The organism is Craterilacuibacter sp. RT1T, assembly GCF_023502145.1.
GTDB lineage: Bacteria > Pseudomonadota > Gammaproteobacteria > Burkholderiales > Chromobacteriaceae > Craterilacuibacter.
This window is the reverse complement of sequence record NZ_JAMFLI010000002.1, coordinates 1-12,852: the sequence shown is the minus strand read 5'-3', so window position 1 is coordinate 12,852 and position 12,852 is coordinate 1. Positions and strand designations below refer to the sequence as shown.

General features: G+C 61.2%; 12 protein-coding genes and 1 riboswitch. Of the genes, 2 read left to right on the top strand and 10 right to left on the bottom strand.

The genetic code is table 11. The features are described from left to right. Entirely contained in the window at window positions 1–489 is a 489-nt protein-coding gene (locus M3P88_RS03975) for a YbaK/EbsC family protein (RefSeq protein ID WP_249614769.1), read from the top strand. On the opposite strand, the gene M3P88_RS03970 is transcribed toward M3P88_RS03975, so the two are convergent. The 7 genes from M3P88_RS03970 to M3P88_RS03940 form a co-directional block, all read right to left on the bottom strand. Further along, window positions 486–1,106 (bottom strand): ABC transporter ATP-binding protein, encoded by a 621-nt coding sequence (locus M3P88_RS03970; protein WP_249614768.1) that lies wholly within the window; start codon window positions 1,104–1,106, stop codon window positions 486–488. The two genes, M3P88_RS03975 and M3P88_RS03970, sit on opposite strands and share 4 nt — an antisense overlap. After that, window positions 1,090–2,646: an ABC transporter permease gene (locus tag M3P88_RS03965; protein WP_249614767.1), complete on the bottom strand. Its 1,557-nt coding sequence runs from the start codon at window positions 2,644–2,646 to the stop codon at window positions 1,090–1,092. Before M3P88_RS03965 ends, M3P88_RS03970 begins: the two co-directional genes overlap by 17 nt. Before the next feature lie 2 nt (window positions 2,647–2,648). Then, window positions 2,649–3,662, bottom strand: coding sequence for a thiamine ABC transporter substrate-binding protein (locus tag M3P88_RS03960; protein ID WP_249614766.1), 1,014 nt, complete (start codon window positions 3,660–3,662; stop codon window positions 2,649–2,651). 52 nt (window positions 3,663–3,714) lie between these two features. Then, a riboswitch (TPP riboswitch) is annotated at window positions 3,715–3,805 on the bottom strand. 80 nt (window positions 3,806–3,885) lie between these two features. Beyond that, window positions 3,886–4,413 carry an acyloxyacyl hydrolase gene (locus tag M3P88_RS03955; protein ID WP_249614765.1) on the bottom strand — a complete coding sequence of 176 codons (528 nt, stop codon included), beginning with the start codon at window positions 4,411–4,413 and terminating at the stop codon, window positions 3,886–3,888. A gap of 30 nt (window positions 4,414–4,443) precedes the next feature. Then, window positions 4,444–5,982: a DHA2 family efflux MFS transporter permease subunit gene (locus tag M3P88_RS03950; RefSeq protein ID WP_249614764.1), complete on the bottom strand. Its 1,539-nt coding sequence runs from the start codon at window positions 5,980–5,982 to the stop codon at window positions 4,444–4,446. Then, window positions 5,979–7,145, bottom strand: a complete 1,167-nt coding sequence (locus M3P88_RS03945) for an HlyD family secretion protein (protein WP_249614763.1) — start codon at window positions 7,143–7,145, stop codon at window positions 5,979–5,981. Before M3P88_RS03945 ends, M3P88_RS03950 begins: the two co-directional genes overlap by 4 nt. Further along, a complete protein-coding gene (locus M3P88_RS03940; protein WP_249614762.1) occupies window positions 7,142–8,572 on the bottom strand; it encodes an efflux transporter outer membrane subunit in 1,431 nt (476 codons plus the stop codon). The genes M3P88_RS03945 and M3P88_RS03940 overlap by 4 nt, the downstream gene beginning before the upstream one ends. Before the next feature lie 172 nt (window positions 8,573–8,744). Here M3P88_RS03940 and M3P88_RS03935 point away from each other — a divergent pair, with 172 nt between their 5' ends. Beyond that, on the top strand, window positions 8,745–9,545 hold the full coding sequence (locus tag M3P88_RS03935; protein WP_249614761.1) for a hypothetical protein: 801 nt from the start codon (window positions 8,745–8,747) through the stop codon (window positions 9,543–9,545). A 16-nt stretch (window positions 9,546–9,561) separates the two neighbouring features. On the opposite strand, the gene M3P88_RS03930 is transcribed toward M3P88_RS03935, so the two are convergent. The 3 genes from M3P88_RS03930 to pepE form a co-directional block, all read right to left on the bottom strand. Then, window positions 9,562–10,947: an FAD-dependent oxidoreductase gene (locus M3P88_RS03930; RefSeq protein WP_249614760.1), complete on the bottom strand. Its 1,386-nt coding sequence runs from the start codon at window positions 10,945–10,947 to the stop codon at window positions 9,562–9,564. Between the two features lie 76 nt (window positions 10,948–11,023). Then, window positions 11,024–11,665 (bottom strand): DUF1345 domain-containing protein, encoded by a 642-nt coding sequence (locus tag M3P88_RS03925; RefSeq protein WP_249614759.1) that lies wholly within the window; start codon window positions 11,663–11,665, stop codon window positions 11,024–11,026. Between the two features lie 135 nt (window positions 11,666–11,800). Then, entirely contained in the window at window positions 11,801–12,526 is a 726-nt protein-coding gene (pepE, locus tag M3P88_RS03920) for a dipeptidase PepE (protein ID WP_249614758.1), read from the bottom strand. Window positions 12,527–12,852: the final 326 nt, after the last annotated feature.

The following is a 12,852-nucleotide window of genomic DNA, read 5'->3' as shown; positions in this document are numbered from 1 at the left end:
ATGAGCCTCGCTTCCGTGCGTGCATTTTTCTCCAGCAAACAACTGGACATGCCCATTATCGAACTGTCGACCAGTACGGCGACGGTGGCGCTGGCTGCCGCGGCGCATGGAGTCGAAGCCGGCCGTATTGCCAAGACGCTGGCGTTCAGAACAACAAACAACGAAGTCGTGATTTTGGTTACGCGCGGCGATGCGCGCATAGACAACCGCAAATTCAAGGAGAAATTCGGCAAGGGCAAGATGCTGCCACCGGACGAGGTCGAAGCCATCACCGGCCATCCGGTCGGCGGGGTATGCCCATTTGGTCTGGCCACGCCCTTGCCGGTGTATCTGGATGTTTCATTGCAGGTATTTGATGAGGTGCTACCGGCAGCAGGCGGCACCCATACGGCGGTACGACTGTCACCGCAGATGCTGGCACAACTAGTAAGCGGGCATTGGGTCGACGTGTGCAGCCTGATAGAGCCAGTTGCGACCCTCAGTGCTTAAGACAGACTAACGATACGATCGGCCAGGCGCGCCGCCTCGGCCGGGTCATGCGTCACTAAAATGGCCGGCATATTGGCCGCCTTGAGGCTGCGGCGAAACTCGTCGCCCAGGCCGGTACGCAACAGCGCGTCCAGCGCCGAAAACGGTTCATCCAGCAGCATTAAACGCGGATCGGTAATCAGCGCGCGCGCCAGCGCCACCCGCTGCTGCTCGCCGCCAGACAAATCCCACACCCGGCGCGAGCCAAAACCAGCCAGACCGACACCGGCCAGCATAGCCTCGGCGCGCACCGCGGCCTCGCGTTTGGGCACACGCTGCTCGATCAGGCCGAACATCACATTACCCAGCACATCCAGATGCGGAAACAGGGCGAAATCCTGAAACATCAGCGCAAAGCGACGCGCCTCAGGCGCAAGCCCTGCCAGCGGCTCGCCGGCAAAAAACATTTCGCCCGCATCGGCGGCGCTCAGGCCGGCAATGATTTTAAGCAAGGAGCTTTTGCCGCACCCCGAGGGACCGAGCAAGGCGACAATCTCCCCCGCCGCTACATGCAGATTAAAGCGGGACAACAACGGGCGGCCGGCATAAGACAGGCTAAGGTCAACGATCTGGAGCATGGTTTTTTTCCGGCCACTCGATTGCGGCAAACGCAATCAGGGCAAACAGCATCAATAAAACGGACAGCAACAGCGCCGCATCCAGATTGGCCTGCCCGGGACGCCCCAGATGCTGGTAGATCAGCGTGGTCAGCGTCAGCCATTCGGGGCGCGATAAAAACAGCGTCACGGCAAACTCGCCCACCGTGGTGGCGGCGGCAAAGGCAAGCCCCCGGCGAAAAGCCGGCCGCAACCATGGCCAACTCACACGCCAGAAGCTGCGCCAGGGCGTCGCCCCCAGCGTGCGCGCAGCCGCTGGCAGATTGGGCGGCAGCGCATCCAGCGCCGCCGCCAGACTCTTGGCGATAAAGGGATAGGCCAGCAAGGCATAGGCCGACACCAGCAGCAGCAGACTGGCGGTCCAGCCCGGATATAACAGCAACAGGCCGAAAGCCACGCATACCGGCGACACCACAAACGGTAAAAACGCCGCCGCGCGCATCAGCGTACTGCGTCTGGCCGCCAGCGCATGCAACACGCCGAGCAAGCTGGCCAAAAGCAAGGCCAGCAACGAAAAACGCAGGGTATTGAATAATGCCAGCGCCGTGTCTTCATTCAGCAACAAACGCCATGTCTGTGCCTCCACTTGTGCGGCGCGCGCCAGCAAAGCCAAAAGCGGTGCGCCGGTCATGAGCAACAACACCAGCAGGGCACTCGCCAGCAAGACGCGGCGGCGCAGCGTATTAAGCGCCAACAGCGCCAGCGGCTCGGCCTTGGCCGGCACCGCCATGCGCGCCTCCAGTGCGGCATAAAACAGCGCGGCAGTCGCACTGACCAGCATGGCCACCAACGCCAAAGCGCCGGCGTCGGCGAGGTTCAACTCATAGGCAACCAGGGTGTAAATCTCAACTTCTATCGTGACCCATTGCTGCCCGCCCAAAAGCAGGGCCAGGCCAAAGCCGGAAAAACAGTACAGAAACACCAGACACAGGCTGGACGAAAGCCATGGCATCAGCGCCGGCAGCTCGATACGCCAAAAAGCACGCCAAGGCGATGCACCCAGACTGCGCGCTGCCAGCAGGCGACTGGCCGGCAGCGCCAGCAAGCCGTCAACCGAGGCGCGCACCACCAGCGGCAGGTTGTAAAACAGATTGCCGTAGAGCAAAAGCCAGGGCGTGTCCTGCAAATTCAAGCCGCTTATGCCGCGCGGACCGAACAGGGTCAACACCCCCAGCGCCGCCACCAAAGTCGGCATCACAAAAGGCAGCAACATCAGACGCAATAGCAAGGAGCGCCCGGGAAAGGCCAACCGCGCCAGCACCCAAGCTAGCGGCACGCCGATTAACCCAGTCAGCACGCAGGTCATCGCCGCCTGTGCCAGCGACCAGAGCAGACGGCCTTGCAGATAGTCATCGGCAAACAACTCAAGGTGCACGCCATCCCAGCCTTCAAGCAGTAGCCGCGCCAGCGGCAGCAAGGCCAGTAACACTAAAAAGCCCAGCGGCAGCAAGGCTAAAGCCCGGCGCGAATAAGTGCCGGGCGACATCATGGCAATGGTCATGCTTAACGCAACACCACCTTGTTCCAGCGCTTAAGCCATGCCCCGCCTTTGGCGGCGATGGTGGCCGGTGCCATCTCGGCGGCAAAACCCGGCTCGGCGGCATGGGCAAACACCGGCGCAGCGGCACTGCCTTCGACCACCGGATACATCCACATCGTGGTCTGCAATTCAGCCTGCACCTCGGGCGAGCGCATGAATTCGACAAACTTGGCAGCGGCCTCGCCTTCCTTGCCGCCTTTGACCAGCGCCACGCCTTCAACCTGACGGAACACCCCGCCCTTGAGGAACAGGTTGCCGGTTGGTGGCATACTGATCTTGTCCTTGCTGTAGAACACCTCGGCCGCCGGGCTGGTGGCGTAACTCACCACCAGCGGGCGCTCGCCGCCGTTGCGCGAAAAATCGGTGTAGTAAGCTTCACTCCAGCCCTTGGCCACTTTCACGCCATTACCGCGCAACTTCGCCCACCAGTCAAAGGCCTGCGCCTCGCCCATGCCGGCAATGGTGGCCAGCATAAAAGCGTAGCCCGGACTGGACGTAGCCGGGTTTTGCACCACCAAGAGCTTGGCGTATTCAGGCTTGGTCAAGTCCTGCAGCGAGGCCGGCAAAGCCAGCTTGTTTTTGGCAAACCAAGCCTTGTCGTAATTCAGCGTGACATAGCCGTAATCGGTGCTGACCACCCCCTCGCCCAGCGCATAACGCGCCTTGGACTTAAGCGCAGCACCGGAATACGGCGCGATCACGCCAGCAGCGGAGGCCTTGGCCAGCAAGGTGTTGTCTACGCCGTAGACCACATCGGCAATCGGGTTGGCGCGGGTCAGGATCAGTTTATTGAGCATCTCGCCGGCGTCGCCGCCCTTGATCAGCGACAGTTTGACGCCGTTTTGCTGCTCGAATGCAGCCAGACGCGCCTTGGGCAGGGAAAAAGAGGAATGGGTCAATACGCGCAACTCAGCCGCATGCGCGGCGCAGGCGGCAAAGGCCAGCAAAACAGTGGTCAGGATGCGAACAGGCTTCATGGTTTCTCCGCTTTACAAGGCCATAAAGCGAAGACAGGGAAACGGCGCGCGAAAACGTGCCGCATCACGCTTCCTACGCTGGCATGACCCAGATCAGGTAATGGGGACTCTCTCAGCCCGACTGGGCACCCCCGGTGATTAGCGCACGCATCATAACGGTAAAGCCGGCCGCTGACAAAGCCCCCATCTAAACAGCATCATGCAGAACTGCGGCTCACCATGTCTAGTAGCGGTACAGCACGCTCAACTCAAGCAGATCCAGACCGTTATTCGGTTTTTTCAGGTCGGCATTGGAGTAATGCACGGCGCGCAAGGCAAGATCCCAGCTTTTCCCGGCAAGCCCGACACCCAGCTGGTCGATAAACTGCCAGCGCGAACCCAAGTCCGTGTCTTGCAGACGTGTGCCGTTAAACCAGGCCGCACCAATACCGGCTTGCACATAAGGACTCAGCGCCCCGCTGGCGGATGGAAACTGCCAGCGCAACAAGGGCGAGGCACTGATGCCCCATAAGCTATCGCTCCCCCGCGCGTTCCAGCTCAGCCGCCCCTCGCCCAGCAGCATCAGTTCGCTGCCGCCTTGCAAACGGCTCTGCCACCATGGCGCAGTCTGAGCCAGCACCGAGAGCGAAGACGTATGCCGGCTATGGCCATAAGCGCCGCCTCCGCCGGAGACCCCCAGTGCATCAAGGTTGCGTGCCTGTGCCCCCATGGGCAATAGCAGAACCAGAATAAACGCTGTCTGTTTTTTCATCATACCTCCCATGAATGAGCCACCGAGACACTAGCCCGGCTCCCCTGCATCCGCCGGCTTCTCGCTAAACGGGCCGCGTGCCAGCCATACCAAGCCAATCAACAACAGGAACAACACGGCAAACAGGTAAAAGATATCGGTTGCCGACATGAAATAACTGCGCTGGGTAATCTGCTGGTTAATCAGCCCCAGCGCTTGCGCCGTAGAAAAGCCCTGCGCCTGCAACGCGGCCAGACTGTTTTGAGCAACCGGGTGATAGGGATTGATCTGTTGCACCAGATTGACGTGATGCACTTTTTCCATGTTGTCCCACAAGGCGGTCACCAGCGAGACGCCTATGGTGCCGGACATGGTCCGCATGAAATTCGACATGCTGGCCGCCGAGGCAATGCGCTCGGGCGGCAGGCCGGACAGGGTAATGGCGGTCAGGGGCATGAAAAAACAGGCGACACCGATGCCCTGCACCAGCTGCGGCCATGCCAGCCAGCCAAAGCTAATGGCCGGCGTATAGAAGGTGCGCCAGTAATAGCAAGCGGCAAACACGGCAAAGGCCAGCGTCACCAGCAGACGCAAGTCGATGCGATTGGAAAAGCGCCCGATCAGCGGCGACAAAATGACCGGCAACAGCCCCACGGGTGCCAGCGCAAGCCCGGCTTGCGTCGCGGTATAGCCAAGGTTTTCCTGCATCAGCAAAGGCAAGAGCAAGATGGAACCGAAATACATCAGATAACCCAGACTCAGGCTTAGTGCCCCCACGGTGAAATTGCGCTGGCGAAACAGCGCCAGATCCAGCACCGGATACGCTTCGTCACGCTCCCATAGCAAGAGAAACAGCAAGCCCACGGCCGCGATAATAGCCAGCGTGATAATGCGCGTGGAGCTGAACCACTCATCCTGATTGCCCAGATCCAGCATGATCTGAAACGCACTGATGGTTATCACCAGCAACACCAGCCCGACCTTGTCCACCGGTTGGGTCTGGGTCTCGGTTTCCCGTCCGCGCAGTTGCCACAGGGCTACGGCGGCGACAAACAGGCCGACCGGTACATTGATAAAGAAGATCCCGCCCCATACCCAGTTATCGGTAATCCAGCCACCTAAAATCGGCCCGACAATGGGGGCGAGAATCACGGTCATCGCCCACAAGGCCAGTGCCAGCGTCTTTTTTTCGGGTGGATAGCTTGCCAAAAGCAGGCTTTGCGACAGTGGAATCAGCGGGCCGGCCAACAAGCCCTGCAGCACACGGAACAGAATCAGCAGGCCAAGCGAGGGCGCCATACCGGAGAGAAACGATGTCAACACAAAGCCCAGCGTGGCCACCATAAACACGCGCACTTCGCCAAAGCGCCGCGCCACCCAGCCGGACAGCAGCACCGAAATGGCATTGGCGACACCGAACGAGGTAATCACCCAGGTGCCCTCGGTGACCGAGGCGCCCAGATCGCCCGAGATGGTGGGAATGGCGACATTGGTGATCGTCGTGTCCAGCACCTGCATAAAAGTGGCCAGCGCCAGTGCGGTCGTCGCCCATACCCGCGCAGCGCCTTGCAAGGGCGGGATGGTTTTCACTCTGCCTCACCCTTGCCAAGCAAATTGGCCTTGATCACCGCATCAATATGACGGTTAGCCTGCTCCAGCGAGACATCGTATAAATCAGTCGCTTCTACTGGCGCACCGCGGCGCACGGCTGCCAGCCTTTGTCCGTCGCGTGCATGCGTATCCACCGTTACCGACATCGACAAGCCCACTTGCAGGGGATGCTCGGCTAATTGCCTGGCGTCCAGCGTAATGCGCACCGGCAGGCGCTGCACGATCTTGATCCAGTCGCCATTGGCGTTCTCCGGCGGCAGTAGCGAAAACACGCTACCGGTACCCGGCGACAGGCCGGCGACCGTGCCGCGATACTTGACTGAACTGCCGTAAATATCGGCGGTCAGCGTCACCGGCTGACCGATGCGCAGGTTTTCCAGCTGCGTTTCTTTCAGATTGGCATCAACCCAGACCGTAGACAGCGGCACCAGTGCCAGCAAGGGCGAGCCTGGTGCGACTTGCGAACCCAGCGCCACCGCACGCTTGGCTACCTGCCCCTGAATCGGCGCACGGATAGCGGTGCGCTCGCGATTCAGCCATGCCTCCCGTAGCGCATCGGCCGCGGCGCTCACCTCGGGATAATCGCTGACCACACCGCCTACTACCTGGCTGCGCGCCGCTTGCCAGGCCGCACGGCTAGCCTGCAGGGCCGCCTCGGCTGCGGCGACGCCCTGTTCGGCATGCTGCAGGGCTTCATGACTGACGGCCTGCCCCTCGATCGCAATGCGCCGGCGCGCAAGGTCGCCCCTGGCCTGAACCAATGCCGCCTCGCGCCCCTTGATTTCGGCGGCCAGTTGGCTGACTTGCTGCTGCGAGCCTTGTGCGCCACGCACCGCACGCGCCAATGCCGACTCGGCCCGTGCCAGCGCAAGCCGGGCATCGCTGGCATCCAGTTGCACCAATAAATCCCCCGCCCTGACCGAGTCAGTATTGTGCACATATACCGCACTGACCGTGCCGCCTACCCGTGCGTCTATCTGTGTCACATAAGCGGCAACATAAGCGTCATCGGTACTTTCCTCAAAGCGCAACACCAGCAGCCAGTAAAGCGCGACGGCAAGGGCCAGCAAGAGCAGTAACAAAACCGCCAACGACAAGGCGCGCCGGCGGCGCTTGCTATCGACCACCACAGTTTCACTCATAAGTTTTCTTTCTTGAAGGTATTGTCCAGCGCGCCACTGCCCATGGCCCGGACCAGCGCGGTTTGTGCCATCAGCCGTGCACGATGCGCCTGCACCAGACCCAAGCGGGCATCAACAAGCGTCAGACCGGCCTGCAAAGGCTCGCTGGCGGGAGCAAGGCCCGCGCGCTGGCGCAGCTGAGCACTGGCGGCCAGTGCCTGCGCGGCGCGCTCGCCCAGGCGCGCGTCAGACTCGGCGTGCAGCGCGCCTTGCTGCGAGGCCAGCGCCGTCGCGCTTTCGCGGGCAATATCGAGCAGGGTCTGGTTGTAGCTTGCGATCGCCTCGGCGTAAGCGGCCTGTTGCAAATCCAGTGCACCTTGCAAGGCACCGGCTTGAAACAGCGGCAGGCTGATGGCCGGCGTCAGAGACAAACCGCGCGAGCGCGCATCAAATAGCGTGGCACTACTGAGCGTCGACAGACCAATCAGGGCGGACAGGGAAATATCGGGGTAAAAATCGGCACGGGCGGCACGCACTTGTGCCGCCGCGCCCTCCATCTGGAAACGGGCAGCGCGCAGCTCTGCCCGCGGAGCAATCTGGTTCAGCGTTAAACCCGCTGTTTCAATAGGCCATAACGGCAAGGCAGCGGCTGGCAATGCGTCAAGACTGGCCGCATCGCTCAGCGTCAGCGCCCCAAGCGCAGCGCGGGCCCCCAGCAGCCGGCTTTGCGCCGCACTTACATCGCTACGCCGGGCAGCCAGCATGGCATCACGCTCGGATAAGGCATCCAGACTGACCAAACCTGCGCGCTTAAGGGTTTTATCTTGTCTGGCCAGACTTTCTGACAGCCTGAGCGCCTCTTGCGCCAGCGCCAGCTCTTGCTGTGCGGCGCGCCATTGTACAAACTGGCTCACCACCTCGCTTTGCAGCCATAGTCTGGCACTGTCCTGCTGCAAATGCGCCGCGGCTTGCGCGCCGGCTGCTGCCGTCACGCGCTCGCGCACACGGCCCCACACATCAAAGCGGTAGTCCAGGCTTAAGCCCAACTCGGACAGGTTTTGCCAGGAACCGGCAATGGGGGGCGGCACCAGCGCGTCACTACTGTAACGCTGGCGGTTCCACGAGGCATTAGCCGAAACAAACGGACCATGCGCGCTGGCCGCAATGGCTTGACGGGCACGCGCACCTGCCTCACGCGCCGAGGCCAGGGTCAAACGCGGATGGGCAGCCAGGGCCTGCTCCAGCAGCTTGTTGAGCGCCGGCTCTTGTAAACCCTGCCACCAGTTGCCACGGGCAAATGCCGGTGACTGCGCCAGCGACTGTAAGGACAAAGCCTTCGCCTCTAACACCGGCGGTGCCGGCGACACAGGACTGGCACACCCCACCAAGATGCACACAAGCACACTACACAGTGCGGCACGGGGGGCAGATGTCGACAATTCAGCCATTATGTTTATGCTTATGGTTGCAAGTATTTCTCCATCCTAGATGATAAATATGGTGCTGCCCGCGCTCAGCTGCGCCAACGGCATTAGACAAAATAAATCATCAAATTAGTCGATCATCTCAGCGGGGATAATTTAAAATACTCCGCTCCGACTTTTAAGCCCTCTCCCTGCGATGAACAGCTCAGCCAGCACTCCGACCTCCGCGCCCATTCGCGCCAGCGCGCTTGCCAGTCAGGCTGAAGTCCAGTCCGAATCCATTTTGATTCTGGCCGGTAGCGGCGACCCGATTTATGCCGTCGAACGCAAGCTGCAGGCGCGCACGGAGCAAGCCGATTATTTCAAGGTGCAGATACGCGCCCATGCCAGTGCCCGCGGCAGCGAATGGACCTTGCTGCAAGGCGAAGCCGCCGAATGGCACAACGGCTACCACAGCGCCGAAGTTTGGGTCGACCACGCCAGTAGCAGCATCAGCTTCGGGCCGGAGTACGGCGTACAAGTGCTGGAGACGCTAGCCGGCAAAGGTCTGCCGGCCTATCTGTTTGCCCAGACGATAGTCTGGGCCAAAGCCCGCTATCCGGACTACAGCATCAAGGGAGGCTTGTTGCGCGCAGAAGATGCCGCCAATGAAGAAGCCCGTTTGCGGCGCAACGGCTATTACGCGACTCAGGGTTTTGACTTTGAATGGTTTGATATCGAACAGCGCAGCGGCCGCTACTTCAAGGCCAAGGCCAGTCAGTTACTGGGCGTATGGGATAGCGAAACCGTTCGCCGCCTGGACTGCGAACGCCTGCTGGATACACTGGCCAGTCAGGCCAGCCACTGCAGCGAACTGGAACAGCACCTGTCGCGTGCCAACTCCAAAAAAGAGCACGCCACCGTCAAACTGGAGCGCGAGCGCATGCTCAATCTGATTCTGGTGGGCGTGACCTGCTTTGTACTGGTCATGGGATTGATGGCGGCACTTCGGGTCTAAGCTGGCCGCTCCGCGCTTAGCCCGCCTGGGCAAACAGGGTGTTTAGCGCCTCGGATGCGGTGGGGTGTGCCAGTGGCGTATTGGCCAGCGCGGTGTAGGGCAAGCCCGCCTGCATCGCCATTTGTACCACCGACACCACCTCGCCCGCGCCCACGCCCAGCATGGCAAAGCCCAGCAGCGTATCGCTATCGGCAGCAATCACCGCCTGCATCAGGCCGCTGGTTTCGCCCTCGGCCCAGGCCCGCGTGACCGCATCCATGGCCAGACTCAACACGCGCACGTCCAGCCCGGCCTGCTCTGCCTCGGCTACACTCAGGCCGATGCGTGCATACTCCGGGTCAATAAAGGCCAGCCGTGGCAACACCCGCCCCTGCACCGGCTGCAAAGGCGGATGAAACAACGACAAAGCAACACGGGCGTCGTCACTCACCGCATGGCCAGGCTGCGGATGCGCGGCCACCTCACCCAGTGCATAGATGCCGGGCACCGTGCTCTGCAGACTTTGATCCACCACGATACGGCCATCGGCGGCCAACTCGACCCCCAGGGCCTCCAGCCCCAAATTGGCCGTCAGCGGCCGGCGCGCACCCGCCAGCAAAATATCGCTGCCATCCAGTTCCAGCAACTGCCGGCCCTGCCTTGCTTCCAGACTCACGCCGGCACCGCTGATACCGCGCACCCGCTCGATAACAGTCGAAGTCAACAGACGCACCCCGTCACGGCGCAATAGCTGGCCAATGGCATCGGAAAATACCGCATCTTCAAAGCGGGCGAGCCGCGGCGCTTCATCTATCAGGGTGACATCGCAGCCCAGACGGGCAAAAGCCTGTGCATAGGCCAGCGCACCGAAACTGGAGCCCAGAATCAGCAAGTGCGCTGGCAGGCGCGTCATGCACATCAGTTCGCGTTGCGTCATGGCGCAGGCGTCAGCCAGGCCCGCCACCGCCGGCACTTTAACGGCCGAGCCGGTGGACACGAAAATGCGCTCGGCACGCAAACGGCGCAAAGTACCGTCCTGCAGGGCAACTTCTACCGTATCCGCCGCAATCAGATGGCCGTGCCCCAGCACCAGCTCGACCTTTTCTGCCGGCCACAAGGCAAGATCATGGGCGCGGGCGGCAGAAACCGTCTCGCCGATACAGGCAAACAGGCGCGCCAGATCCACTTCACATACGCCGCTGCCCACGCCGCAGGCCGCGCCTTGGCGCATCTGGTGAGCGATGCGCGCCGCGCGCACCATGACCGCGTCCGGCAGACAAGCCACATTCAGCGAGGCGCCGCCAAAAGCATGATATTCGACCAAGGCGCCCCGATGGCCACGGCGCGCCAGATCCCGCGCCAAGCGCCGTCCGGCCATACCACCACCCAACACGACAAACTCCAGCGGAGGAAGACGTGCCATCTTTAATCTCCAGACCAAGGGCAGCCCCGTGCTGCCTCGCTGCAGACTAGCAGCTGGCAGGCTCCTCCGCTGACGCTTAGCCGCCGATTAAACCGGCGCCCAGATTGATGGATAAACCCAGAATAAACAGGTTAAACACGAAAGACAGCATGCTTTGCAGCAGTACCAAACGGCGCACGCGCGAACTGGCGACCGCGACATCGGCGGTCTGGTTGGTTGCAGCAATCGTGAAAGAAAAATAGAGGAAGTCCCAGTAATCGGGCTCGGGCGGCGCGTCGGGAAAACCAAGCAAAGGCGGCTCTGCGCCGGACAGGTAAAACAGGTGGGCGTAATGCACGGCAAAACAGGTCGGCAGCAATAGCCAGGCACCCAGCAGCGTCATCCCGGTCAACGTCAGATGCCAGCCACCTGCCGGCGCATGTGCCAGCGCCATTTCCAGCACAATGGCCGCCAGGCTCATCAGCGTCGCCACACACACCAGTGCCAGCACCTTGGCCGCGCTCTCGTCCTGACGCTGCGCTTCCTGCCGGATATGCTGCACCCGGGCATGCAGCATCATGGTCCACAGCGCCAGCAGATAGCTCCATGCCGTCACGTTCCAGCCCAGCAGCACCCGCGTCAACAGCGTCAGACTGTCCGGCAAAAACCAGTAAGACAATATCCCCGCCAGCAAAGCCAGCGTCAAACGCGGACGGGTCTGCAAAAATTGCCGTATCAAACCGCCTCTGTGCGAGGCATGCTGTTTAGCCATAAAACACCAGCTCGGTATCCGTCAGCCCCCAGTGTACTTGCTGCGACATCACATGACCTGCGCCACGATGCCGGGCATCGCGGCGCAGGCTTCAAGCGAGACTCAGGCGCAAGGACGCTGGCTGCGCATCAGGAAGGAAAAGTCGCCACTCGCAGGCACTTCACACGGCTCGGTGCCGGCCTTAAATACGCGGCAATCGAGCTCGCCCACCATGCGGATCGTACCATCCTCGATGACAAAGCCCGTGCCTTCGCGTATGCCCGCCACCCAGGTATCGGGATTGAGCTTGCCAAATTCAGCGATACGCTCTTCGCGCGTTTCGCCCTTAAAGCCCGGCGGATTGCCATGCAGATAATGCGGATTAATCTGGAAGGGAATGAAATCCAGCGCATCAAAACCCTTGGGGTCGCAAATGGGCATGTCATTGGTCGTCATAATGGTCGGGCAAGCCAGATTGGCACCGGCGCTCCAGCCGGCATAAGGCATGCCGCCGGCGACGCGTTCACGTATCGCCTCCAGCAAGCCCAAAGCGCGCACATCACGCAACAGCTTCCAGGTGCTGCCGCCACCGACAATCACCGCTTGCGCCTCGCGCACCGCTTGCACCGGATCGGCAAAGCGCGTGATCGACTCAAGCTTGATGCCGGCCTGGGCCAGAGCCACCGCCGCCTTGGCTTCGAAACCGAGATAGTCCCCCGCCGCGTTGGCAAACGGGATAAACAGCGCACGCTCGACTTTGCCGGCGAAGAAAGACTGAAAGTGCGGAATGGCGTATTCGAGGTAAGCCATCCCCTCGGTCTTGGCATTGGACAACAGTAACAGACGCATGCGTGCTCCTTAAATAGGGAAAAGGCGTGCGCAAGATCCGCCCAACCCCAGGCCGGACCCCGGACACGCGCTACGCGCGCATGATAGCGCACAAGCGCCACTGCCGGAGCAAAACAAGAAGATGTCACTATCTAAAATACCAATAGCACGGTAAAAGGTCGCAGCGAGGCCTCAAGCCGGTCTTTGTTTAAACCATTAAACATTGGTAAAGACCCGGTACAACGAATCAAATACTCGCGCACATATCGTTGATTACAGAGGATCCGCACCGTTTACGCCAAGCCTTCGCCAGCACAAGGGGCACAAACCACAAGCCGGGGTTTTCC

What these genes read in the sequence shown, in the direction of transcription:
- M3P88_RS03935 (WP_249614761.1), top strand. Translation starts at nt 8,745, where the DNA reads ATGAACAGCTCAGCCAGCACTCCGACCTCCGCGCCCATTCGCGCCAGC.
- M3P88_RS03940 (WP_249614762.1), bottom strand. Translation starts at nt 8,572, where the DNA reads ATGGCTGAATTGTCGACATCTGCCCCCCGTGCCGCACTGTGTAGTGTG.
- M3P88_RS03930 (WP_249614760.1), bottom strand. Translation starts at nt 10,947, where the DNA reads ATGGCACGTCTTCCTCCGCTGGAGTTTGTCGTGTTGGGTGGTGGTATG.
- M3P88_RS03970 (WP_249614768.1), bottom strand. Translation starts at nt 1,106, where the DNA reads ATGCTCCAGATCGTTGACCTTAGCCTGTCTTATGCCGGCCGCCCGTTG.
- M3P88_RS03960 (WP_249614766.1), bottom strand. Translation starts at nt 3,662, where the DNA reads ATGAAGCCTGTTCGCATCCTGACCACTGTTTTGCTGGCCTTTGCCGCC.
- M3P88_RS03975 (WP_249614769.1), top strand. Translation starts at nt 1, where the DNA reads ATGAGCCTCGCTTCCGTGCGTGCATTTTTCTCCAGCAAACAACTGGAC.
- M3P88_RS03955 (WP_249614765.1), bottom strand. Translation starts at nt 4,413, where the DNA reads ATGAAAAAACAGACAGCGTTTATTCTGGTTCTGCTATTGCCCATGGGG.
- pepE (WP_249614758.1), bottom strand. Translation starts at nt 12,526, where the DNA reads ATGCGTCTGTTACTGTTGTCCAATGCCAAGACCGAGGGGATGGCTTAC.
- M3P88_RS03965 (WP_249614767.1), bottom strand. Translation starts at nt 2,646, where the DNA reads ATGACCATTGCCATGATGTCGCCCGGCACTTATTCGCGCCGGGCTTTA.
- M3P88_RS03945 (WP_249614763.1), bottom strand. Translation starts at nt 7,145, where the DNA reads ATGAGTGAAACTGTGGTGGTCGATAGCAAGCGCCGCCGGCGCGCCTTG.